At 73.2% G+C, this 22182-nt stretch carries 23 protein-coding genes and 1 riboswitch; of the genes, 12 read left to right on the top strand and 11 right to left on the bottom strand.

The genetic code is table 11. The features are described from left to right. Window positions 1–447 (bottom strand): type II toxin-antitoxin system VapC family toxin (locus ABD353_RS25510; protein ID WP_344626004.1); only part of this gene is annotated, 447 nt, incomplete at its 3' end. A 180-nt stretch (window positions 448–627) separates the two neighbouring features. Beyond that, on the bottom strand, window positions 628–1020 hold the full coding sequence (locus ABD353_RS25505; RefSeq protein WP_344626003.1) for a hypothetical protein: 393 nt from the start codon (window positions 1018–1020) through the stop codon (window positions 628–630). Between the two features lie 43 nt (window positions 1021–1063). Here ABD353_RS25505 and ABD353_RS25500 point away from each other — a divergent pair, with 43 nt between their 5' ends. From ABD353_RS25500 to acnA, 3 genes are all read left to right on the top strand, one after another. Further along, window positions 1064–2044 carry a hypothetical protein gene (locus ABD353_RS25500; protein WP_344626002.1) on the top strand — a complete coding sequence of 327 codons (981 nt, stop codon included), beginning with the start codon at window positions 1064–1066 and terminating at the stop codon, window positions 2042–2044. Then, entirely contained in the window at window positions 2041–2187 is a 147-nt protein-coding gene (locus ABD353_RS25495; RefSeq protein WP_344626001.1) for a hypothetical protein, read from the top strand. Before ABD353_RS25500 ends, ABD353_RS25495 begins: the two co-directional genes overlap by 4 nt. Before the next feature lie 203 nt (window positions 2188–2390). Continuing rightward, window positions 2391–5036: an aconitate hydratase AcnA gene (gene acnA, locus ABD353_RS25490; protein ID WP_344626000.1), complete on the top strand. Its 2646-nt coding sequence runs from the start codon at window positions 2391–2393 to the stop codon at window positions 5034–5036. A gap of 330 nt (window positions 5037–5366) precedes the next feature. Here the strand turns inward: acnA and ABD353_RS25485 are convergent, their stop codons facing one another. Both ABD353_RS25485 and ABD353_RS25480 read right to left on the bottom strand, forming a co-directional pair. Then, complete coding sequence (locus ABD353_RS25485; RefSeq protein WP_344625999.1) at window positions 5367–5981, bottom strand: hypothetical protein; 615 nt, start codon at window positions 5979–5981, stop codon at window positions 5367–5369. A 10-nt stretch (window positions 5982–5991) separates the two neighbouring features. Then, window positions 5992–6783 carry an alpha/beta hydrolase gene (locus ABD353_RS25480; RefSeq protein ID WP_344625998.1) on the bottom strand — a complete coding sequence of 264 codons (792 nt, stop codon included), beginning with the start codon at window positions 6781–6783 and terminating at the stop codon, window positions 5992–5994. 203 nt (window positions 6784–6986) lie between these two features. Here ABD353_RS25480 and ABD353_RS25475 point away from each other — a divergent pair, with 203 nt between their 5' ends. From ABD353_RS25475 to ABD353_RS25465, 3 genes are all read left to right on the top strand, one after another. Further along, window positions 6987–7847 carry a lysophospholipid acyltransferase family protein gene (locus ABD353_RS25475; protein WP_344626030.1) on the top strand — a complete coding sequence of 287 codons (861 nt, stop codon included), beginning with the start codon at window positions 6987–6989 and terminating at the stop codon, window positions 7845–7847. 136 nt (window positions 7848–7983) lie between these two features. Next, a complete protein-coding gene (macS, locus tag ABD353_RS25470) occupies window positions 7984–9099 on the top strand; it encodes a MacS family sensor histidine kinase (RefSeq protein ID WP_344626029.1) in 1116 nt (371 codons plus the stop codon). After that, complete coding sequence (locus ABD353_RS25465) at window positions 9099–9770, top strand: response regulator (RefSeq protein WP_344625997.1); 672 nt, start codon at window positions 9099–9101, stop codon at window positions 9768–9770. Before macS ends, ABD353_RS25465 begins: the two co-directional genes overlap by 1 nt. A gap of 22 nt (window positions 9771–9792) precedes the next feature. Here the strand turns inward: ABD353_RS25465 and ABD353_RS25460 are convergent, their stop codons facing one another. Together ABD353_RS25460 and ABD353_RS25455 are read right to left on the bottom strand one after the other, a co-directional pair. After that, a complete protein-coding gene (locus ABD353_RS25460; protein ID WP_344625996.1) occupies window positions 9793–10179 on the bottom strand; it encodes a hypothetical protein in 387 nt (128 codons plus the stop codon). 74 nt (window positions 10180–10253) lie between these two features. Next, window positions 10254–12323, bottom strand: coding sequence for an anthranilate synthase family protein (locus ABD353_RS25455; protein WP_344625995.1), 2070 nt, complete (start codon window positions 12321–12323; stop codon window positions 10254–10256). 118 nt (window positions 12324–12441) lie between these two features. Here ABD353_RS25455 and ABD353_RS25450 point away from each other — a divergent pair, with 118 nt between their 5' ends. Both ABD353_RS25450 and ABD353_RS25445 read left to right on the top strand, forming a co-directional pair. After that, window positions 12442–13791, top strand: a complete 1350-nt coding sequence (locus ABD353_RS25450) for a class II 3-deoxy-7-phosphoheptulonate synthase (RefSeq protein ID WP_344625994.1) — start codon at window positions 12442–12444, stop codon at window positions 13789–13791. Between the two features lie 161 nt (window positions 13792–13952). Continuing rightward, window positions 13953–14207, top strand: coding sequence for a (2Fe-2S)-binding protein (locus ABD353_RS25445; protein ID WP_344625993.1), 255 nt, complete (start codon window positions 13953–13955; stop codon window positions 14205–14207). A gap of 24 nt (window positions 14208–14231) precedes the next feature. Here ABD353_RS25445 and bfr read toward each other — a convergent pair whose 3' ends face one another. Continuing rightward, complete coding sequence (bfr, locus tag ABD353_RS25440) at window positions 14232–14711, bottom strand: bacterioferritin (protein WP_030262899.1); 480 nt, start codon at window positions 14709–14711, stop codon at window positions 14232–14234. Between the two features lie 189 nt (window positions 14712–14900). On the opposite strand from bfr, the gene ABD353_RS25435 reads away from it, so the two are divergent. Further along, window positions 14901–15530 carry a sulfite oxidase-like oxidoreductase gene (locus ABD353_RS25435; RefSeq protein WP_344625992.1) on the top strand — a complete coding sequence of 210 codons (630 nt, stop codon included), beginning with the start codon at window positions 14901–14903 and terminating at the stop codon, window positions 15528–15530. A 27-nt stretch (window positions 15531–15557) separates the two neighbouring features. Here ABD353_RS25435 and pknB read toward each other — a convergent pair whose 3' ends face one another. From pknB to thiO, 4 genes are all read right to left on the bottom strand, one after another. Then, on the bottom strand, window positions 15558–17306 hold the full coding sequence (gene pknB / locus ABD353_RS25430) for a Stk1 family PASTA domain-containing Ser/Thr kinase (protein WP_344626028.1): 1749 nt from the start codon (window positions 17304–17306) through the stop codon (window positions 15558–15560). A gap of 137 nt (window positions 17307–17443) precedes the next feature. Next, on the bottom strand, window positions 17444–18241 hold the full coding sequence (locus tag ABD353_RS25425) for a thiazole synthase (RefSeq protein ID WP_344625991.1): 798 nt from the start codon (window positions 18239–18241) through the stop codon (window positions 17444–17446). Between the two features lie 2 nt (window positions 18242–18243). After that, window positions 18244–18468 carry a sulfur carrier protein ThiS gene (gene thiS, locus ABD353_RS25420; protein WP_030262890.1) on the bottom strand — a complete coding sequence of 75 codons (225 nt, stop codon included), beginning with the start codon at window positions 18466–18468 and terminating at the stop codon, window positions 18244–18246. After that, window positions 18462–19616: a glycine oxidase ThiO gene (gene thiO, locus ABD353_RS25415; protein WP_344625990.1), complete on the bottom strand. Its 1155-nt coding sequence runs from the start codon at window positions 19614–19616 to the stop codon at window positions 18462–18464. Before thiO ends, thiS begins: the two co-directional genes overlap by 7 nt. Further along, window positions 19611–19723, bottom strand: a riboswitch (TPP riboswitch). It overlaps the preceding gene by 6 nt. Window positions 19724–19791: 68 nt before the next feature. Between thiO and ABD353_RS25410 the strand changes: the two genes are divergently transcribed. From ABD353_RS25410 to thiE, 3 genes are all read left to right on the top strand, one after another. Then, window positions 19792–20994: an NAD(P)/FAD-dependent oxidoreductase gene (locus ABD353_RS25410; protein ID WP_344625989.1), complete on the top strand. Its 1203-nt coding sequence runs from the start codon at window positions 19792–19794 to the stop codon at window positions 20992–20994. 119 nt (window positions 20995–21113) lie between these two features. After that, window positions 21114–21479: an Rv2175c family DNA-binding protein gene (locus ABD353_RS25405; protein WP_344625988.1), complete on the top strand. Its 366-nt coding sequence runs from the start codon at window positions 21114–21116 to the stop codon at window positions 21477–21479. After that, window positions 21479–22123: a thiamine phosphate synthase gene (thiE, locus tag ABD353_RS25400; protein ID WP_344625987.1), complete on the top strand. Its 645-nt coding sequence runs from the start codon at window positions 21479–21481 to the stop codon at window positions 22121–22123. Before ABD353_RS25405 ends, thiE begins: the two co-directional genes overlap by 1 nt. The last annotated feature ends 59 nt before the right edge of the window (window positions 22124–22182 follow it).

Raw genomic sequence — 22182 nt, 5'->3', positions numbered from 1 at the left:
GTCGCCGCCCCCGGCCGCGGCAACGGCACCGGCGACGGCACCGAGGGCGGCGACCGGGCCCGGCCGGATGCCGCGGATCTCGCAGCGCGGTCCGCTGGCCCGCATCAGCCGCAGGTCGGCGGTGACCAGCGGCGCCCCGAGCTGCTCGGCGAGGGCGACGTAGGCGGCGTCGTCCGGGGTGAGGTTGTCCTTGAGCGCCCAGATCCGCCCCAGCAGCGGCGTCACGTCGACCCGCCGGACGGTCAGGGACGGCAGCCGGTCGGCGATCTCGGAGACCTGCTCGGCGGTGAGTTCACGGGCGAGGTAGAGGCCGCGCAGCGACTGCATCACCTCGATCAGCACGTGGTCGGGCGCGGCCCACTCGTCGTCCCGGGCGAGTTCGGCCCGGGCGGCGCGGCCGCGGTCCCCCTCGTCGGCCAGTGCCAGCACCAGTGCGGACGCGTCCACCACGATCATCTTCGACTGCCCCCGGGCTCTCGCTCCGGCCGGTCGGCCCGTCGTGCCGCCGGCTCGGCTCCACCGTAGCCGCCCGTCCCGCACAGTCCCGCCCCGTCCCGAGCAGTCCCGCACGGTCCCGCGCCGTCCCGCCCGCTGCCGCGCCCCGGAGCTGCGGTGCTCCGCTCCCTCTCAACGGGCCGCCAGCATCCCCACCAGCACCGAACTCGCGTTGGCGGTGAGCGAGGCGGCCGCGAGCAGCGGCCCGGGCAGGCGGACGGTGCCGGTGCGGGCGTCCGGGCGGACGGCGGGTGCGGCCCGGCCCGCCGTCAGCAGTCCGGCCAGCACGGCTTCGACCGCGCACACCGAAGCCTCGGCGAGCGCGAAGGCCGTCCAGTAGGCTGCGGCGGGCCCGGCGGCGGCATGCCGGAGCGACCACCAGAGCACCGGGTGCGTCAGTCCGTTCACCGCGGCTCCCGCCAGGGCGGCCCGGGCCGGACGGACGCGGCCGAGGCCGGCGAGCGCCGCGGTGTACAGCGGCACTTCGACGAGCAGGGTGAGCGCGAGGGCCAGGGGATACGGCACGGGCGTGATGGTGCCACGGGAGGAACGGCCGGGAGGGATCGGCATGGCGGTCGGCGCGGTGCCGGCGGTGCGGACGGCGGGCGCGGCCCTGCCGACGGCCGGGTTCGTGCTGGCGGCCGCGATCGCCCTGGCGTTCGCGCTGCGCGCCCCCGCCGGCCTGGCGGTGCTCGGTCTCGCGACCTTCGGCATCCTGCACAACGTGCTCGAACTGCGCTACGTCGCGGGGCGCTTCGGGGAGGTGCTGGCCGGCCGGTTCCTGCGGCTGCTGCTGGTGCTGATCACCGGGATCGTGGTCTGCCGGCTGCTGCCGCCGGGGCCGGTCCCGCACGCCGCCGAGATCCTGCTCGCGTACGGGCTGCTGGCGGCGGCCTGTCTGCAGGCGTTGCGCGGGCGTCCGGCCGCGCTGGCCGGGGCCGCGATGGTGCTCTCGGCCGCGGCAGCGCTGTCGCTGTCCTTCCCGGCGTACCACTTCGTGGTGCTGGCGCACCTGCACAACCTGGTGCCGCTGGTCTTCCTGTGGGAGTGGTCGAGGCGGCTGCCGCGCGGCCGGGCGGTGTTCCTGGCCGTGCAGTGCGGCTGGGTGCTGGCCGTGCCGGCGCTGCTGCTGCTCGGGGCGCTGGACGGGGTGCTGGCCCCGGCCGACGGGGGAGTGGCGCGGCTGGCGGCCGCGTACACGCCGCCGGCCTGGCTGCACACCGCGGCGGGGCTGCGCTTCGTGGCGGTGTTCGCCTTCCTGCAGACCATGCACTACGTGGTGTGGGTGTGGTTCCTGCCGCGGCACGCGCCGGACGCCGCGGCGGCCTTCGAGCGGCGGGTGCCGCTGCTGCGAGGCGGCCGGGCCTGGCTGCTCGGCGCCGGCGCGGGGGCGGCGCTCGCCGTGCTCTTCGCCACCGACTGGGCGCAGGGCAAGACGCTGTACGCGGCGGTGGCGAGCTACCACGCCTACCTGGAGTTCCCCGTCCTGTTGCTGCTGGTGGCGGGGCTCGCCCCGGCGGCGCCGTCCGACCGAAAGGACCTCTCGTGAACGCAACGGCCGTGCTGCTGGCGGACATCGCCCCGGAGCCCGCGGACTCCGCCGGGCCGCTGGTGATCGTCGTGGTGGGGGCTCTGGTGGTGGCCGGGGTACTGGCCCTGCTGTGGTTCGCGCGGTCGCGCCGCAGGGGCTGACCTGCTGCGGTTGCGCAGGGGCATCGCCGGGTGAAGTTTGGACGCAGCCATGCACTATGGTTTATCTCGACATCGAGATAACTTCGCACTATCATTTATCTTGACGTCAAGATAGTTGCCGAGAGCCGCACGCCTTCCACATCGGCGAGGTGGGCTTAGCTAAGGCTTACCTTACCATCGAGTGGACCCAGAAGGAGTCAGTCGTGTCCGCGAACAGCTTCGACGCCCGCAGCTCGCTGCAGGTGGGCGACGAGTCGTACGAGATCTTCAAGCTCTCCGCCGTCGAGGGTTCCGAGCGGCTGCCCTACAGCCTCAAGGTCCTGCTGGAGAACCTGCTCCGCACCGAGGACGGCGCGAACATCACCGCCGACCACATCCGCGCGCTGGGCAACTGGGACGCGACGGCCGAGCCGTCCGAGGAGATCCAGTTCACCCCGGCCCGCGTGATCATGCAGGACTTCACCGGTGTGCCGTGCGTCGTCGACCTTGCCACCATGCGCGAGGCCGTGAAGGAGCTGGGCGGCGACCCCTCCAAGATCAACCCGCTGGCCCCGGCCGAGCTGGTCATCGACCACTCCGTCATCGCCGACAAGTTCGGCACCCCGGACGCCTTCGTCCAGAACGTCGAGATCGAGTACGGCCGCAACAAGGAGCGCTACCAGTTCCTGCGCTGGGGCCAGACCGCCTTCGACGAGTTCAAGGTCGTCCCGCCCGGCACCGGCATCGTGCACCAGGTGAACATCGAGCACCTGGCCCGCACCGTGATGGTCCGCAACGGCCAGGCGTACCCCGACACCTGCGTCGGCACCGACTCGCACACCACCATGGTCAACGGCCTCGGCGTGCTCGGCTGGGGCGTCGGCGGCATCGAGGCCGAGGCCGCGATGCTCGGCCAGCCGGTCTCCATGCTGATCCCGCGCGTGGTCGGCTTCAAGCTCAACGGCCAGCTCCCGGCCGGCACCACCGCCACCGACCTGGTGCTCACCATCACCGAGATGCTGCGCAAGCACGGTGTGGTCGGCAAGTTCGTCGAGTTCTACGGCGAGGGCGTCACCGCCATCCCGCTGGCGAACCGCGCCACCATCGGCAACATGTCGCCGGAGTTCGGCTCGACCTGCGCGATCTTCCCGATCGACGCCGAGACCATCAACTACCTCAAGCTCACCGGCCGCGACGAGCAGCAGCTCGCCCTGGTCGAGGCGTACGCCAAGGAGCAGGGCCTCTGGCACGACCCGTCGGTCGAGCCGGTCTACTCCGAGTACCTGGAGCTGGACGTCTCCACCGTCGTCCCGTCGATCTCCGGCCCGAAGCGCCCGCAGGACCGCGTGATCCTGGCCGAGGCCGCGCAGAAGTTCGCCGAGGCGCTGCCGACCTACTCCGCCGAGGCCTCGAAGCCGACCGCCGTCACCGCCCCCGACGGCTCGTCCTACGAGATCGACAACGGCGCGGTCGTGATCGCCTCGATCACCTCCTGCACCAACACCTCCAACCCCTCCGTCATGCTGGGCGCCGCCCTGCTGGCGAAGAAGGCCGTGGAGAAGGGCCTGCACGTCAAGCCCTGGGTCAAGACCACCCTGGCGCCCGGCTCCAAGGTCGTCATGGACTACTACGAGAAGGCCGGCCTGCTCCCGTACATGGAGAAGCTGGGCTTCAACCTGGTCGGCTACGGCTGCGTCACCTGCATCGGCAACTCGGGCCCGCTGCCCGAGGAGGTCTCGGCCGCCGTCAACGCGTCCGACCTCGCGGTCGTCTCGGTGCTCTCCGGCAACCGCAACTTCGAGGGCCGGATCAACCCCGACGTCAAGATGAACTACCTGGCCTCCCCGCCGCTGGTGGTCGCCTACGCCCTCGCCGGCAACATGAACGTCGACATCACCCGCGACGCGCTGGGCCAGGACGCCGACGGCAACGACGTCTTCCTCGCCGACATCTGGCCCTCCGAGCAGGAGGTCGCCGCCGTCGTCGCCGGCTCCATCGACCAGGCCATGTTCGACAAGGGCTACCAGGACGTCTTCGCCGGCGACCACCGCTGGCAGTCGCTCCCCGTCCCGACCGGCAACACCTTCGAGTGGGACGCCGAGTCCACCTACGTCCGCAAGCCCCCGTACTTCGAGGGCATGGCCAAGACCCCGAGCCCGGTGACCGACATCGCCGGCGCCCGCGTCCTGGCCAAGCTGGGCGACTCGGTCACCACCGACCACATCTCCCCGGCCGGCAACATCAAGCCGGGCACCCCGGCGGCGCAGTACCTCACCGAGCACGGTGTGGAGAAGCGTGACTTCAACTCCTACGGCTCGCGCCGTGGCAACCACGAGGTCATGATCCGCGGCACCTTCGCCAACATCCGCCTGCGCAACCAGATCGCGCCGGGCACCGAGGGCGGCTACACCCGCGACTTCACCCAGGCCGACGGCCCGGTGTCGTTCATCTACGACGCCTCGCAGAACTACCAGGCCGCCGGCACCCCGCTGGTCGTCCTGGCCGGCAAGGAGTACGGCTCCGGCTCGTCCCGCGACTGGGCCGCGAAGGGCACCGCGCTGCTCGGCGTGAAGGCCGTCGTCGCCGAGTCCTACGAGCGCATCCACCGCTCCAACCTGATCGGCATGGGCGTCCTGCCGCTGCAGTTCCCCGAGGGCCAGACCGCCGACACGCTGGGCCTGACCGGCGAGGAGACCTTCTCCATCACCGGCGTCACCGAGCTCAACGAGGGCCGCACCCCCAAGACCGTCAAGGTCAAGGCGGGGGACGTGGAGTTCGACGCGGTCGTCCGCATCGACACCCCCGGTGAGGCGGACTACTACCGCAACGGCGGCATCCTGCAGTACGTGCTGCGCAGCCTGATCGGCTGAGTCCCGCAGTAGAACGCGAGCGGGGGGGGCGGCCCCCCCCGTCACCGTCACGGCCATCCGGGCGCCCTGCTCGTTGCCGGCCAGTTCCAGGGTGTCCCCGACCTGCGCCGACCGCGGTGACCCGGCAGGACCGGAGCTCGTGCCGCTCGTCGGGGTGCTCGCCGGGGCCGTCACCACGGAGTGGCTGCTGCAGCCGGTGGCGGCCGCCGAGAGTAACGCCGCCAGTAACGCCGCCGTTCCCGCCAGGGTGCTGATCCGTGCCATGGCCGTCGCCTCCCGCCCTTCCAGGCTACGGGCGGGCGACGGCCACTGCTCGGGGGCGGCGGGCGGTCAGACGACGGCGCCGCCCATCGGGTCGTCCGGCTCGTCGTCGTCCTTGTCCTTCATCCGGGCGACGAGGGTGACGAAGCCGCCGAGGAAGGCGGTGACGCCGACCCAGGCGGGCCAGCCGGCCACCTCGTGCCAGACGACGGTGTCGATCAGCAGCAGCGCCGGTCCGCCGAGCACGGCGAGCCAGGCGAACTTGGCGGTGGTGTCGGCCTTGGGCAGCGGCGGGGGCTCCGGCGGGACGAAGTGGCCCTCGTCCGGGTCCTCCTGGAGGTCGTAGTCGCGCGGGCCGGACACCGGCCCGGCCACCTGCTCGGGAGTGGTCGGTCTCGGCCGCGGCCGGGGGCGGGGCGCGAACTCGTCGAAGGAGTCCGCGGCCGGGGACTCCTGGGCGCGGAGGTTCTCGATCTCCGGCCACTCGGGGTTGGTCAGGTCGACGGGGTCGTCGAACTGCGCGACCAGGGCGGCGAAGATCGCGTCCTGTTCGGCCTGGCTGCCGGCCGCGGGCCGCCGGGCGGGCGGTTCGGAACCGGCGGTGGTCTCCTGGTCCTGTCCGGGCTTCGCGGTGCCGTCCTCGGGCAGCTCCTCGCCGCCGCCCGCCTTGCTGGTCTCGTTCACTACCGGCCCTTCAGCCCAGGTGGTGCTCGGCATCGGTCGTCGCATCGGTCTTCGCCGCCGGTGCCAGCCGCCGCACGAACTCGAGGCTCTCCTCGAAGATCATCGCGGCGTCGTGGTCCAGCGTGGCGACGTGGTAACTGCGCTCGCACAGTTTTTCCGTCACGTCCGTCGAGGATATCCGGGCGAGCACCAGTTCCGAGTTGGCCGGGGAGACCACGTGGTCCTGCGGACTGTGCAGCAGCAGCACCGGCTGCCGGACGGCGGGCAGTTCGGCCTGGACGGTGCGCCAGAGGCGGGAGAGCGACCAGGCGGCGTGCAGCGGGGTGCGGTCGTAGCCGTACTCGGAGACGCCCTCCAGGGCGATGTCGTCGGCGATGCCGGGCAGGCTGGGGACGAGGTGCCGCAGGACGGGCAGCAGGACGGTGGCCGGGTTGTCGGAGCGGACCGACGGGTTGACCAGCACGACGCCGGAGACCGCCTCGCCGTGCTGGGCGGCGAGCCGCAGCGCGAGGGCGCCGCCCATCGAGAGCGCACAGACGAAGACCTGCTCGCAGCCGTCCAGCAGGGCCCGCAGCTCGCGGTCGACCTCGGCGTACCAGTCCTCCCAGCGGGTCTGCTGCATGTCCTGCCAGCGGGTGCCGTGGCCGGGCAGCAGCGGCAGCGCGACGGTCAGGCCGGCGGCGGCGAGGTGGTCGGCCCACGGCCGCATGGACCGCGGTGAGCCGGTGAAGCCGTGGACGAGGAGCACGCCGACCGGCCCGCCCTTGTGGTGAAACGGTTCTGCGCCGGGCAGCAGCGGCATCCTCGGAGCTCCTTCGCTCGGGCGGGGTCGGAGGGCGGCCCGGCTACCCGCGGGTACCCGGAGCGGCATCGTCCCACGGCCGCGACGGCCCGTACAGGGCCGCAGCCGCCGCATCACGGGCCTGCCGGTGCACACGCGCGGGGCCGTGGGCATTAGGATCGACCGGTCCGTACAACAGGAGGCCCGGGTTGTTCTACCGACTGATGAAGATGATCGTCGCGCCGTTGCTGCGGATCTTCTTCCGGCCGTGGCTCGAGGGCGCGGAGAACATCCCCGACGAGGGTCCCGCGATCATCGCGAGCAACCACCTGTCCTTCTCGGACTCCTTCTTCTTCCCCGCGCTGATCAAGCGCCGGATCACCTTCATCGCCAAGGCCGAGTACTTCAACACCCCCGGCCTCAAGGGCAAGCTGACCGCCGCCTTCTTCAAGGGCGTCGGCCAGCTGCCGGTCGACCGGTCCGGCGCGCGCGGCGCCGGCGAGGCGGCGATCCGCAGCGCCGTCGCCGTCCTGGAGCGCGGCGAGCTGTTCGGCGTCTACCCGGAGGGCACCCGCTCGCCCGACGGCAAGCTCTACCGCGGCAAGGTCGGCGGCCTCGCCCGGGTCGCGCTGCAGACCGGCGCCCCGGTCATCCCGGTCGCCATGATCGACACCGAGAAGGTGCAGCCGCCCGGCCAGGTCGTCCCCAACTTCGGCATCCGCCCCGGCATCCGGATCGGCCGCCCGCTCGACTTCTCCCGCTACCACGGCATGGAGAACGACCGCTTCATCCTCCGCTCCGTCACCGACGAGGTGATGTACGAGATCATGCGGCTCTCCGGCCAGGAGTACGTGGACATCTACGCCACCGCCGCCAAGCGCCAGATCACCGAGGACAAGAAGCGCGCCGACTCCGAGCGCCGCGCCGCGCAGAAGGCGGAGAAGGCGGCCGAGAAGGAGGCCGAGAAGGCCGCCAAGGAGGAGGCCGCCCGGCTGGAGCAGGAGCAGGAGCAGCAGGAGCAGGACAAGCAGGAGCAGGACAAGCAGGACAAGCAGGAGCAGGACAAGCAGGACAAGCAGGAGTAGGGCTCACCGGGGCCGGGGGGACGAGGGGTCGGGGGGACGACGAATGGCGGAGGACCACAGAGCCGGGCTCGCGACCCGGGCGGCCGGGGCCGTCGCGGCCGCGGTGCAACGGCCCGGCGCGCTGACCGTCGGCGGGATGTCCGTCGAGATGCCGCTGTGGCGGGCGATCGGCTACTTCCGGGTGCTCGCCCTGGCCTACGCGATCCTGCGCTACCTCAACTCCTTCCACGACTTCCTCCACCCGGTCTCCGGCTGGATCTACCTCGGCGCGCTCACCCTGTGGACGCTCGCCAGCTCCCGCGCCTTCGCCGGACCGCAGCGCTGCACCTGGTACGTGCTCGGCACCGACCTCGCGTTCGCCGTCACCGGCATCGTGATGAGCGGGATCATCGACAATCCGGAGCGCATCCACGGCGGCGCCCCCACCCTGCCCACCATCTGGGCGGCCGGCACCGTGCTCGGCTTCGCCGGCAAGGGCGGCTGGAAGCCCGCCGCCTTCGCCGCCACCGTCGTCGGCCTCGCCAACATCCTCGGCCACGGCGGCATCACCCCGGACAACATCCACAACATCGTGCTGCTGATGGTGGCCGGCTGCGCCATCGGCTACGTCATCGAACTCGCCCGCGCCAGCGAGGCGGTGCTCACCCGGGCGCTCCAGGTCGAGGCCGCCACCCGCGAACGCGAGCGGCTCTCCCGGGACATCCACGACGGCGTCCTCCAGGTGCTCGCGCTCGTCCAGCGCCGCGAGGGGGACCTCGGCGACCTCGGCCGGCTCGCCGGCGAACAGGAACGCGCACTGCGGACGCTGATGACCGGCGGACCGCTGCCCGCCCAGGCCGCCGGCGATCCGCTGCCGGCCGAGCGGGACCTCCGTCAGCTGATCGCGCCGCACACCGGCGAGCGGGTCACCCTCTCCGCCCCCGGCACCCCCGTGCTGCTGCCCGCGCACGCCGCCGGCGAACTCGCCGCCGCGGTGGGCGCCGCCCTGGACAACGTCCGCCGCCACGCGGGCGAGGACGCCCGGGCGTGGATCCTCGTCGAGGACGAGCCGGACGCGGTCACCGTCTCCGTCCGCGACGACGGCGCCGGCTTCGCCGCCGGGCGGCTCGGCGAGGCGGAGCAGGCCGGGCGCCTCGGCGTCTCGCAGTCCATCCGCGGCCGGCTGCGCGACCTCGGCGGCACGGCCGAGCTGTACTCGGTGCCCGGCGAGGGCACCGAGGTCGAGATGCGGGTGCCCAGGAAGGGGCAGTGATGTCGGATCAGGTGCGGGTGATGGTCGTGGACGACCACCCGATGTGGCGGGACGCCGTCTCCCGGGACCTCGCCGACGCCGGGTTCGCCGTCGTCGCCACCGCGGGCGACGGCGAGGAGGCCGTGCGCCGCGCCCTGGCCACCGTGCCGCAGGTCGTCGTGCTCGACCTCAACCTGCCCGCGCTGCCCGGCGTCGAGGTCTGCCGCCGGATCGTCACCCACGACCCGACCGCCCGGGTGCTGGTGCTCTCGGCGAGCGGCGAGCACGCCGACGTCCTGGAGGCGGTCAAGTCCGGTGCCACCGGCTACCTGGTGAAGTCCGCGGGCCGGGACGAGCTGATCGACGCCGTCCGCCGCACCGCGCTCGGCGACCCGGTCTTCACCCCGGGCCTGGCCGGGCTCGTCCTCGGCGAGTTCCGCCGGCTGGCCACCGAGCCCGCGCCGGCCGCGTCCCCCGCGGCGCCGCAGCTGACCACCCGGGAGACCGAGGTGCTGCGGCTGGTCGCCAAGGGCCTGTCGTACCGCCAGATCGCCGACCGCCTGGTGCTGTCGCACCGCACCGTGCAGAACCACGTGCAGAACACCCTCGGCAAGCTGCAGCTGCACAACCGCGTCGAACTCGTCCGCTACGCGATCGAGCAGGGCCTGGACGACGAACTGAGCCAGGGCTAGCACGCGTCCCGGGTGGTGCCCGTCAGCAGTACTCGGCGAGGAGCAGCATGGTCAGGGTGCCGTCGGCCGAGGTGTACTCGTAGGCCGCGTGGTCCGGTGCCTGCGCCGCGTAGAGGGTCTTCTTGACGGTCTGCCGGCAGGCCTGCCGGCCGTCGGCCGGGACGTCCCGCAGGTCGCCGAGCCAGTGCCCGACCAGCAGCACGTCGGCCTGCACGGCGAGCCGGCGGGCCGTGCGGAGGTCGAGGCCGCCGCGGACGAGGTGCCAGCGCCGTCCCCGGGCGTCGGTGAACGCCGCTTCGCCGGGCAGGCCGGTACGGCCCCACTCCTCCTCGTCGCCGGGGTCGGGGACGGCGGGCAGGGCGGCGACGGTCTCGGCGAAGGTCGTGTGCTGCGGGCGCTTGCGGGCCATGACGGGCAGTCTGCCGTACGTCGCCCGGCCCCGGACGGCGGTGTTCCGGGGCCGGGCGGTGGACGTGCGGGTGCTCAGCCGGCGACGGGGGCCGTGCTGCTGAGGAGTCCGGCGACGATGTCGACGCCCTCGCGGGTGAGGACGGACTCGGGGTGGAACTGGAGGGCGGCGAAGCCGGGGCCGCGCAGGGCGTGGACGTCGTCGGTGAGCGGGTCGCGGGCGACCTCGACGCCCTCGGCGGCGAGCCGTTCGGCCGCGGCGTCGTCGCAGCGGGCGGTGAAGGTGTTGTAGAAGCCGACGGTGCGGCGGGTGCCGAACAGGTCGATGCTCTCCTGGGCGCCTTGGTAGGGGACGGTCTTGCGGGCCAGCGGCAGCCCGAGCTCGGCGCTGAGCAGTTGGTGGCTGAGGCAGACGGCGAGCAGCGGCGCGGTGCGGGTGCCGGCGCGGACGGCGGCCAGGGCGTCGGCGACGACCGGGCGGAGGACGGCCATCTTGGGGTCGGCGGTGTCGGCCGGGTCGCCGGGGCCGGGGCCGAGGACGAGCGGCCCGGTGTGGGCGGCGACCCGTTCGCGCAGGCCGGGGGTGTCGTAGCGCAGCACGGTGACCCGGTGGCCGAGCGAGGACAGCAGGTGGGCGAGCATCGAGGTGAAGGTGTCCTCGCCGTCGACGACCAGGGTGTCCAGGCCCTCGACGGGCGCGGTGGGCTGCTGCATCCGCAGCCAGAACGGGGCGAGGCCGGCCCGGCGGGCGTCGAGGGCGGCCTGCACCCGGTGGTCGTCGGCGAGGCGCGGGCCGGCGCCGCGTCCGGCGGGCCTGGCGGGGGCGGGGCGGGCGCCGATCGCGGTGAGCACGCCGGCGGCCTTGGCGTGGGTCTCGGCGACCTCGGAGTGCGGGTCGGAGTGCCGGACGAGGGTGGCGCCGACCCGCACCACCAGTTCGCCGGTGGCGGGGTCGATGTCGGCGGTGCGGATGCAGATGGGGGAGTCGAGCTGCTGGCCGCCGCTGGCGGAGCGGCCGATCAGGGCGAGCGCGCCGGAGTAGTAGCCGCGGCCGGTGGCCTCGTAGCGCCGGATGACGCGGGTGGCGTTCTGCACGGGGCTGCCGGTGACGGTCGCCGCGAACATGGTCTCCTTGAGGACCTCGCGGACGTCCAGCGAGGTGCGCCCGCGCAGCTCGTACTCGGTGTGGGCGAGGTGGGCCATCTCCTTGAGGCGGGGGCCGAGCACCTGGCCGCCGAGGTCGCCGACGGTGCACATCATCTTGAGTTCCTCGTCGACCACCATGGTGAGCTCCTCCAGCTCCTTGGGGTCGTGCAGGAACTCCAGCAGCGAGTCGAGGGTCGGCCCGCCGGCCGGGTGCCGGTAGGTGCCGGAGATCGGGTTCATCACGACGGTGCCGCCGGACTGCCGGACGTGCACCTCCGGCGAGGCGCCGACCACGATCCGCTCCCCGGTGTGCACCAGGAAGGTCCAGTACGCGCCCCGTTCCTGCTCCAGCAGCCGCCGGAAGAGCGTGAGCGCCAGCGCCGTGTCGAAGCCCTCCAGCCGGCCGCGGAAGTCCCGGCGGACGACGAAGTTGGCGCCCTCGCCGCGGCCGATCTCGTCCTGGATGACGCGGCGGACGATCTCCGCGTACTCGTCGTCGGCGATGTCGAAGCCGCCGCCGGTGAGCCGGACGGGGCTCTGCGGCAGCGCGGGCAGCAGCTCGTCGAGGGCGAAGGCGTACTGCTCCTCGACGGCGAGCGCCTGCAGGGGGGTGCCGTCGTCGTGGGCGTCGAAGCCGCGTTCGCGGATCTGCCGGTAGGGGACGAGGGCGAGCAGGTCGTGCCGGGGGCCGCCGGCGGGCACGCCGTCCGGCACCGGCAGGTCGGCGAGCGTGTCGTGCACGCCGACGGTGCCGATCAGCACCTCGACGGTGTCCGGGGCGAGCCGGGGTGCGCGGCGGTGCAGCAGGGCGAACGCGGGGGCGCCGGGTGCGGTGAGGCGGGCGAACAGGTCGGCAGGACGGGTCACGGTGCGGCGTTCCTTCCGGGAGGCGGGCGGGTCGGTCGCTCTTCGCGGGAGGGCCGCCTGCTCCTTCGGAACACGCAGACGGCCGCCCATCGGGCTGGCCCACCACCAGGAGAAGGTGTGCGGTGCGGTCACGGGGACGAGCGTAGCGGATGCCCCGGGCGTGTGAAGTCGCTCACCGAAATGTCCATCACCCGTCTCACCCATCGGGCGGCGGGCACAATTCGGTTGTCACACCCCGTAGCCTTGCTCCGTGACCGTGACAACTGAGACAAACGGGGCTTCCTTCTCCTGGCAGTCCCTGCCCGCGGCGCAGCAGCCCGAATGGCCGGACCACGAGGCACTGCGCAAGACCCTTGCGGACCTCGCCTCGTATCCGCCGCTCGTCTTCGCCGGCGAGTGCGACCAGCTGCGCGCCCGGCTCGGTGCCGTCGCGCGCGGAGAGGCCTTCCTGCTGCAGGGCGGTGACTGCGCCGAGGCGTTCGACGGCGTGTCCGCCGAGCAGATCCGCAACAAGCTGAAGACCCTCCTGCAGATGGCGGCCGTGCTCACGTACGCCGCCTCGGTGCCGGTGGTCAAGGTCGGGCGGATCGCCGGCCAGTACTCCAAGCCGCGCTCGAAGTCGACCGAGACCCGGGACGGCGTCACCCTGCCGGTCTACCGCGGCGACTCGGTGAACGGCTTCGACTTCACGCCGGAGTCGCGCATCCCGGACCCGGAGCGCCTCAAGCGGATGTACAACGCCTCCGCCGCGACGCTCAACCTGGTGCGCGCCTTCACCACCGGCGGCTACGCCGACCTGCGCCAGGTGCACGCCTGGAACCAGGACTTCGTGCGCAACTCGCCCTCCGGCCAGCGGTACGAGCAGCTCGCCCGGGAGATCGACAACGCGCTGGCCTTCATGAACGCCTGCGGGGTGGCACCGGAGGAGTTCCGGACGGTCGAGTTCTACTCCTCGCACGAGGCGCTGATCCTGGACTACGAGACGGCGCTGACCCGTACCGACTCGCGCACCGGCGACCTCTACGACGTCTCGGGCCACATGGTCTGGATCGGCGAGCGCACCCGGCAGCTTGACCACGCGCACATCGAGTTCGCCTCGAAGATCCGCAACCCGATCGGCGTGAAGCTCGGCCCGACCACCACGGTCGACGAGGCGCTCACCCTGATCGACCGGCTCGACCCGGACCGCGAGCCGGGCCGGCTGACCTTCATCACCCGGATGGGTGCGGGCAAGATCCGCGAGCACCTGCCCGCCCTGGTCGAGAAGGTCACCGCCTCCGGCGCCCAGCCGGTGTGGATCTGCGACCCGATGCACGGCAACACCTTCGAGGCCGAGACCGGCCACAAGACCCGCCGCTTCGACGACGTGCTCGACGAGGTCAAGGGCTTCTTCGAGGTGCACCGCGCGCTCGGCACCCACCCGGGCGGCATCCACGTCGAGCTCACCGGTGACGACGTCACCGAGTGCGTGGGCGGCGGCGACGAGGTCCTCGTCGACGACCTGCACCAGCGCTACGAGACGGCCTGCGACCCGCGGCTCAACCGCAGCCAGTCGCTCGACCTGGCCTTCCTGGTCGCGGAGATGTACCGCAGCCAGTGAGTCCGGCGGCCGCGATGATCGCAATGTGACAAAGGCCCCTCCGCTTTCCCGGTCTCCGGGGGCGGAGGGGCTTCGCTTTGCGGGTACCTTGGGTAAGGTAAGGCTTAGCGAGGTAAGGCCAGCCTTGCCGATCAAGGAACACCAGCCCGGGAGAGCCGCCGATGTACGTGTGCATGTGTCATGCGGTCACCGAGGCCCAGGTCAAGCAGGAGATCGACGGCGGCGCCGTCACTCCGCGGCAGATAGCCAAGGGCTGCAAGGCCGGCACGGACTGCGGTTCCTGCGTCCGCCGGATCCAGGCCCTGCTCGGGGAGCACGGCGCCCGCCCGTGCCCGACGGCCAGGCTGGCCGCAAAGCTGGGGCTGGCCGATACCGCGGCTGAGACCGCGCCCGAGCGCGGTCTCGAAGCCGCCTAGGGGCCCACCGGTGGCGCCGGGCCCTCAGCTCTCCGGCTGCTCGATGAGCTGGGCCAGGTAGAGCGGCTCGCCGAGCTTCTCCAGCAGTTCGAGCTGGGTGTCCAGGTAGTCGATGTGGTGCTCCTCGTCGGCGAGGATCGCCTCGAAGATGTTGGCCGAGGTGACGTCGTTCTTGGCCCGCATGACGACGATGCCGCGGCGCAGCCGGTCGATCGCCTCGACCTCGACCTGCCGGTCGGCCTCGAACATCTCCTTGACCGTCTGGCCGATCCGGACGTGGAACAGCCGCTGGTAGTTGGGCAGGCCGTCCAGGAAGAGGATCCGGTCGGTCAGCGTCTCCGCGTGCTTCATCTCGTCGAAGGACTCGTGCCGGGTGTAGGCGGCGAGCTTCGTCCAGCCGTTGTTCTCCTGCATCTTGGCGTGCAGGAAGTACTGGTTGATGGCGGTGAGCTCGGCGGTGAGCTGCTCGTTGAGGAACTCGATGACCTCGGGGTCGCCCTGCATGGCGTGCCTTCCTGATAGCCGTCCGTCGCTTGCCCGCATGGTGGCACTGGAGCGGGCATGGTTTCCAGTAAGTTCACACTTACCCCGGTCTATGGCTAATGTCCGATTTTCCGATGTGCGGGTTCGATGGAGGGGGCGTGTACGAGGGGCGCGCGACACGGACCGCCCGCCGTCTGCGACCATGGAGGCATGGGTCAGTACGAACCGGAACCACCGCAGCCGTCCGACCCGCGGCTCCCTCCCGGCCAGCGCCTCCAGCGCGGCTGGCCGGTGCTGCACTACGGGCCGGTGCCCCGCTTCAAGCCGCAGAGCTGGGACTTCCAGGTGTTCGGGGCGACCGCCTCGGCCGAGAAGCACCGCTGGGACTTCGAGGGCTTCCACGCCCTGCCGCGGGTGACCGTCCGCGGCGACCTGCACTGCGTCACCCGCTTCTCGATGCTCGGCAACGAGTGGGGCGGCGTCGCCGCCAAGACCGTCCTCGACCTGGTGCCGCCGGCCCCCGGCGTCACCCACGTCATGGTCTGGGCCGAGTACGGCTACAGCGCCAACCTGCGGCTCGCCGACTTCACCGACCCGCAGACCGTCTTCGCCACCCACCGCAACGGCGAGCCGCTCACCGTCGAGCACGGCTTCCCCGTCCGCCTCGTGGTGCCGCACCTGTACGCCTGGAAGGGCCCCAAGTGGGTCCGCGCGGTCGAGTACATGCGGGCCGACCGCCGCGGCTTCTGGGAGGAGCGCGGCTACCACAACCTCGCCGACCCGTGGACCGAGCAGCGCTACTCCTACCAGGAGGAGCCGGGCGACGGACCGCTGCGCTGACGGCCGCCCCCGGCTCCCGGCGACCCGCTAGAACAGCCCGAAGCTGATCACCACGGTGCTGCCCTGCGCACGGGGGGTGCCGGCCTTGGGCACCTGTGCGGAGACCTTGCCGGTGCCGAACAGGTTCAGCCCCGTGGCCTGCACCTTGAAGCCGGCGTCGGTCAGCGCCTTCGTGGCGTCGTCCTTGCTCAGGCCGACCACGTCCGGCACCGGCTGCATGCCCTTGCTGACCACCAGCGCGACCGGCGTGTTCGGGCTGACCGAGGTGCCGGCGCCCGGCTCCGCGCTGATCACCGAACCCTCGGGCACGTCGTCGTCGAACGCCTCCCGGGTCGTCCCCGGGGTCAGTCTGGCATCGGTGAGCGCCTTGCGGGCCTGCTCCAGCGGCAGACCCTCCAGCGGCGGCACCGCCACCCGGTCCGGCCCCTTGGACAGCACCACCTTCACCGGATCGCTCTTGCGGGCCCGGGCACCCACCCCGGGATCGGTGGAGATCACCTGCCCGGCCGTCACGGTCTCGCTGAACTGCTGGCTGAACGTGCCGCGCAGCCCCGACCTGTCCAGGGTCGCCACCGCCTGCGCCTCGGTCTGCCCGAGCACGGTCGGCACCGTCGTGTACAGCCCGTCCGAGAGCAGGTACGTCGCCCCGCCGACCAGCAGCAGCACCACCGCGATCACCGCACCCCAGATCAGCGGGGCGCGCGAGCGCGGCGGCCGCGGCGCACGGGGCGGCCGGGCCGGCACCGACTCGTCGTACGGCCGCGGCGGGGTCAGCAGGTCGGCCGGCACGTCCAGCACGCTGGTGCGCTCCACCGGGCGGTCCACCACCGCGGTGACCTCACCGGTCGGGTACTGCGGGGTCGGCCGGGTCGAGGCCGGCGGCTCGGCGTCCAGCTGCGCCGGGGTGAGCGCCCGGCGGGCCCGCTGCAGCGCGGCCAGCATCTCCACCGCGTCCCACGGACGGGCCTGCGGGTCGCGGGCGGTCGCGGCGGCCACTATGGCGTCCAGCTCGCGGCCCACCCCGGGGGCGGCCAGCGACGGCGCCGGGACGTCCTCGTTCAGGTGCCGGTAGATCACCTGCATGGCGTTCTCACCGGTGTGCGGCTTGGCGCCGGTCAGCATCTCGTACAGCAGGATGCCGGCCGCGTACACGTCGACCCGCTGGTCGGTCGGGCCGTCCTGGCGGATCTGCTCCGGCGCGAGATAGGAGACGGTGCCGAGCACCGTGCCGGTCGAGGTGGTGCTGGTGACGGCGTCGCCCGCGCCCTCCGTGCCGGTCAGCAGCCGCACCAGGCCGAAGTCCGCGACCTTCACCATGCCGCCGTCGGTGATCAGCACGTTCTCCGGCTTGACGTCCCGGTGCACCAGGCCCGCCCGGTGCGCCGCGCCGAGCGCCGCCAGCACCGGCTCCAGGATGTCCAGCGCGGCCCGCGCCGACAGCGCCCCGCGGTCGCGCAGCAGGTCCCGCAGGGTCCGCCCGGGCACGTACTCCATCGCCAGGAACACCGCCCGGCCGTCCGCGCCCTGGTCGAAGACGTTCACCACGTTCGGGTGGGACAGCCGCGCCACGGCCTTCGCCTCGCGGATGAACCGGCCGGTGAACTCGTTGCCGCCGTCGGCGGCCAGCGCCGGGTGCATCACCTTCAGCGCGACGACGCGGTCCAGCCGGGTGTCCGTCCCGCGGTACACCGTGGCCATGCCCCCGACGGCGATGCGCCGATCAACCCGGTACCGGCCGTCGAGCAGGGCACCGATCAGGGGGTCGTCGAGCGTCATGTCCACCCGAGGAGTGTAGGACGCAGGGGTGACCCCCGGCCCGGTACGGCGCCGCCTCCGGTGCGGTTGTGCCGATGTTGAGACATGCGATCGCGCCCCGGGGGCGGCCGAGTCGGGGGCGCGCGCGGGGGGCCGCCCTAGAACGCCGGGTGTTCGCGGGTGTCGAGGTGGGCGCGGCCGGCCATCTGGGAGGAGGCCTCGGCGTGGAAGCGGCGCGGGATGCGGCCCGCGCGGTACGCCAGCCGGCCGGCCTCGGTGGCCCGCTTCATCGCGTCCGCCATCAGCACCGGGTCCTGAGCCCGCGTCACCGCCGAGGCCAGCATCACCCCCGAGCAGCCCAGCTCCATCGCCAGCGCCACGTCGGAGGCGGTGCCCGCGCCGGCGTCCAGGACGACCGGCACGCCCGCGCCCTCCACGATCAGCTGGAAGTTGTGCGGGTTGCGGATCCCCAGCCCCGAGCCGATCGGCGACCCCAGCGGCATGATCGCCGCGCAGCCGACGTCCTCCAGCTTCCGCGCCAGCACCGGGTCGTCGTTGGTGTACGGCAGCACCGTGAAACCGTCGTCGACCAGGGTCTCGGCGGCGTCCAGCAGTTCGATCGGGTCGGGCAGCAGCGTCCGCTCGTCCGCGATCACCTCCAGCTTCACCCAGTCGGTGCCGAGCGCCTCGCGGGCCAGACGGGCCGTCAGCACCGCCTCGCCGGCGGTGAAGCAGCCCGCCGTGTTGGGCAGCACCCGGATCCCGTTGCGGGTCAGCACGTCGAGCACCGACCCCTGGGTCGAGGCGTTGACCCGGCGCATCGCCACCGTGGTCAGCTCGGTGCCGGACACCTGCAGCGCCTGCTCCAGCACGTCCAGGCTGGGGGCGCCGCCGGTGCCCATGATCAGGCGCGAGGTGAACGCCGTGCCCGCGATCGTGAACAGGTCGTCGGCCATCGTCAGCCTCCCTGGACGGCGGTGAGGATCTCCACCCGGTCGCCCGCGCCGAGCACGGTGGCCGGCCAGGCGCCGCGCGGCACCACGGCCTCGTTGACCGCCGCCGCCACCCCGGTGTTCGCGGCGGACACCCGGGCCACCACCTCGGCCAGCGTGGTGCCCGGAGGCAGTTCCTGCGGCTCGCCGTTGACGGTCAGGGGGACGGGCACCGGATCGGTGTTCAGCATGCGAGGGCCTTCGCGTGGAAACGGTCGGGGGAGAAGGGGGCGGCGAGCTCCGGGACGCTCCCGGTAGCCAGGTGCTCGCCGAGCAGGTCGGCGGTCACCGGCGTCAGCAGCACGCCGTTGCGGTAGTGGCCGGTGGCGGCGACCAGCCCGGGCAGCCGGGTCGGGCCGAGCAGCGGCGCGTTGTCGGGCGAGCCGGGCCGCAGCCCGGCACCGGTCTCCACCAGCGGCAGCTCGGTCAGACCCGGTACCAACTCGTGGGCGTCCCGCAGCAGTTCGTAGACCCCGCCGGCGGTCACCGTGGTGTCGAAGCCCTGCTCCTCGCTGGTCGCGCCGATCACCAGCTCGCCGTCCGCCCGCGGCACCAGGTAGATGTGCTGCCCGCGGACCACCGCCCGCACGTTGCGCGACAGGAACGGCCGGTACGCCTCCGGAATCCGCAGCCGCAGCACCTGGCCCTTCACCGGCCGCACCGGCGGCAGCACCCCCTCCGGCAGACCGGGCAGCAGATGGCTGCGGCAGCCCGCCGCCAGCACCGTCCGTCCGGCCGCGAGCTCGGCGCCGCCGTCCGTCCGCACCCCGGCCGCCCGGCCGTCCTCGACCAGCAGCTCGACCGCGGACTCCCGGTGCAGCACCACCCCGGCCCGCTCGCAGGCCACCACCAGCGCCCGGGCGAGGCGTCGCCCGTCCACCTGGTGGTCCCCGGTGACCAGCAGGCCGCCGCGCACCCCCGGCGCCAGCATCGGCTCCAGCCGGCGGCACTCCCGGCCGGTCAGCCACTGCGAGTCCAGGCCCAGCCGGGCCTGGAAGGCGTGCAACTCGCGCAGTTCCTCGCGGTCGTCCGCGTCCAGCGCCACCGCCAGCGTCCCGGTCCGCCGGTAGCCGGTGTCCAGGCCCGTCACTTCGGTCAGCTCGGCCGCGAACGCGGCGTACCGCTCGTTCGACGCCATGCCCAGGCGCAGCAGCGGCTCCTCGCCGTACTGCAGCTCCGTCACCGGCGCCAGCATGCCCGCCGCGACCTGCGCGGCACCGCCGCCGGGCACGGGATCGACCAGGGCCACGGCCAGGCCGCGCTGCGCCGCCCGCCAGGCGACGCCGAGCCCGATGATGCCGCCGCCGACCACCAGCACGTCTGAATGGGACCGTGCCACGTCGCTGATTCTCCCTTCGCCGGCATGACCCGGATCAGGTTCGGACGGTCGCAGGCCGCTCCAGCCCGCCTCTCAGCCCGGTGCACCGGGCTCCCGTGTGGTGTGCACCCACCATAACGCCGGGTGTCGCCGACCCCGAAAGGGCGTACACAGGCTGGACACCCCGGCCGATAGGGTGGCCGCCGTGGCAGAGCTGAACGGAACGGACCGCGTCCTGATCGCCGGCACCGGCATGGCAGGCGCCCAGTGCGCCCTCGCCCTGCGCCAGGGCGGCTTCCGCGGGACGGTCGCGCTGGTCGGCGACGAGCCGCACCGCCCGTACGACCGGCCGCCGCTCTCCAAGGACGTCCTGCTCGGCAAGAGCGACTCCACCGCCTTCGACATCGACTGGGAGCAGCTCGGCGTCGAACTGCTGCTCGGCCGCCGCGCCACCGGCCTCGAACCCGGCGTCCTGCACACCGACGCCGGCCCGCTCGCCCACGACGCCCTGGTGATCGCCACCGGCGCCGAGGCCGTCACCCTGCCCGCCGCCGCCGGCACCCGCATGCTGCGCACCCTCGACGACGCCCTCGCGCTGCGCGCCGACCTCACCCCCGGCACCCGGATCGCCCTGGTCGGCGCCGGCTGGATCGGCGCCGAGACCGCCACCGTCGCCCGGCAGCTCGGCTGCCACGTCACCGTCGTCGAGGCCGGCCCCGCACCGCTGCCCGGCGCCCTGCCCGCCGAGCTCGGCGCCCTGATGGCCCGCTGGTACGCGGACGCCGGCGTCGACCTGCGCTGCGGCACCGGCGTCGCCGCCGTCGAACCCGCCGGCCTGCTGCTCGCCGACGGCAGCCGGATCGACGCCGACCACGTCGTCGTCGGCATCGGCGCCCGCCCCGCCACCCGCTGGCTGGCCGGCTCCGGCGTCGCCCTCGACGCGGCCGGCGCCGTCCTGGTCGACGAGCGGCTGCGCACCGGCGCCCCCGGCGTGTGGGCGGCCGGCGACTGCACCTCCTACCCCTCGCACCGGTCCGGCACCCGGCTCACCGTCCAGCACTGGGACCACGCCCTGCAGTCCGGCGCCGCCGCGGCCGCCTCGCTGCTCGGCTCCGACACCCCCTACGACCCGGTGCCGTACTTCTGGTCCGAGCAGTTCGGCCGCATGGTCCAGTACGCCGGCCGGCACGCCGACGCCGACGAACTGCTGTGGCGCGGCAGCCCCGAGGAGCCGTCCTGGTCGGTGCTGTGGCTGCGCGGCGGCGCCGCCGTCGCCCTGCTCGCCGTGGACCGGCCCCGCGACCTCAACCAGGCGAAGCGGCTGATCGAGCGCGGCACCCCGCTGGACCGCGCCCGCGCCGCCGACCCGGCCGTCCCGCTGAAGGCCGCCGCGGCCTGAGCCGCGCTCACCCGGGGGTCGCCGCCCTCGGCGGTCGTCCGGTCACGATCCGTCATCGGTACCGGGCGGGCGGGGCGGGCTGCGTGCGCGCGGGGCCCGGCAGGTGGCAGTCTGGTGCCGTGAGTGAGATCGATCCCAAGATTGACGCCCTGGTCCCGGCCTGGATGTACCTGCCCGACATCTCCGAACTGTGGGGGGTGCAGGTCACCGAAGTCCGCAACATGGTGAAGGCCAACACCCTGCTGGCCGTCCGCCGCGGCGAGAACAGGTCGCTGCAGGTGCCCGCCGCGTTCATCACGCCGGACGGCCCGGTCAAGCACCTGATCGGCACCCTGACCGTCCTGCGCGACTCCGGCTTCAGCGACGAGGAGATCCTCGAGTGGCTCTTCACCGAGGACCCGTCGCTGCCCGGCAGCCCCATCCAGGCCCTGCACGAGAACCGTGCCACCGAGGTCAAGCGCCGCGCCCAGGCGATGGCGCTCTGATGGCCGACCCGCGCGAGCAGCTGGCCGACGCCCGGCTCTACCTGTGCACCGACGCCCGCCGGGAGCAGGGAGACCTCGCCGAGTTCCTCGACGCGGTGCTGGCCGGCGGGGTGGACATCGTCCAGCTCCGGGACAAGAACCTGGAGGCCCGCCAGGAGCTGGAGTACCTGGAGGTCTTCGCCGACGCGGCCCGCCGCCACGGCAAGCTCTTCGCGGTCAACGACCGGGCGGACGTGGCGCACGCCGCCGGACCGCAGGTGCTGCACCTCGGGCAGGACGACCTGCCGGTGCCGGCGGCCCGCGCGATCCTCGGCGAGGACGTCCTGATCGGGCGGTCCTGCCACGCCGAGGCCGAGGTCGACGCGGCGGTCGCCGAGGCCGGCGTCGACTACTTCTGCACCGGCCCCGTCTGGCCCACCCCCACCAAGCCCGGCCGCCCGGCCCCCGGCCTCGGCCTGGTCTCCTACGCGGCGAAGGCCGTGACGGACCGTCCGTGGTTCGCCATCGGCGGCATCGACGGGACCAACCTCGACGAGGTGCTCGCCGCGGGGGCGCGACGGATCGTCGTCGTCCGCGCCATCACCGCCGCCGAGGACCCGGGCGCCGCCGCGGCCTCCCTGGCCCGCCGCATCCGCGAACGCTAGGGGAGACCCACAGGGGCGCGTGGGGGCACCTCCCTAGCCTTCGGCCGGGAGGTGCCCCC

Source organism: Kitasatospora arboriphila (assembly GCF_039528095.1).
GTDB classification, from domain to species: Bacteria; Actinomycetota; Actinomycetes; order Streptomycetales; family Streptomycetaceae; genus Kitasatospora; species Kitasatospora arboriphila.
Note: the sequence above shows the minus strand (reverse complement) of the source record. Positions and strands in the feature narration are given on the sequence as shown.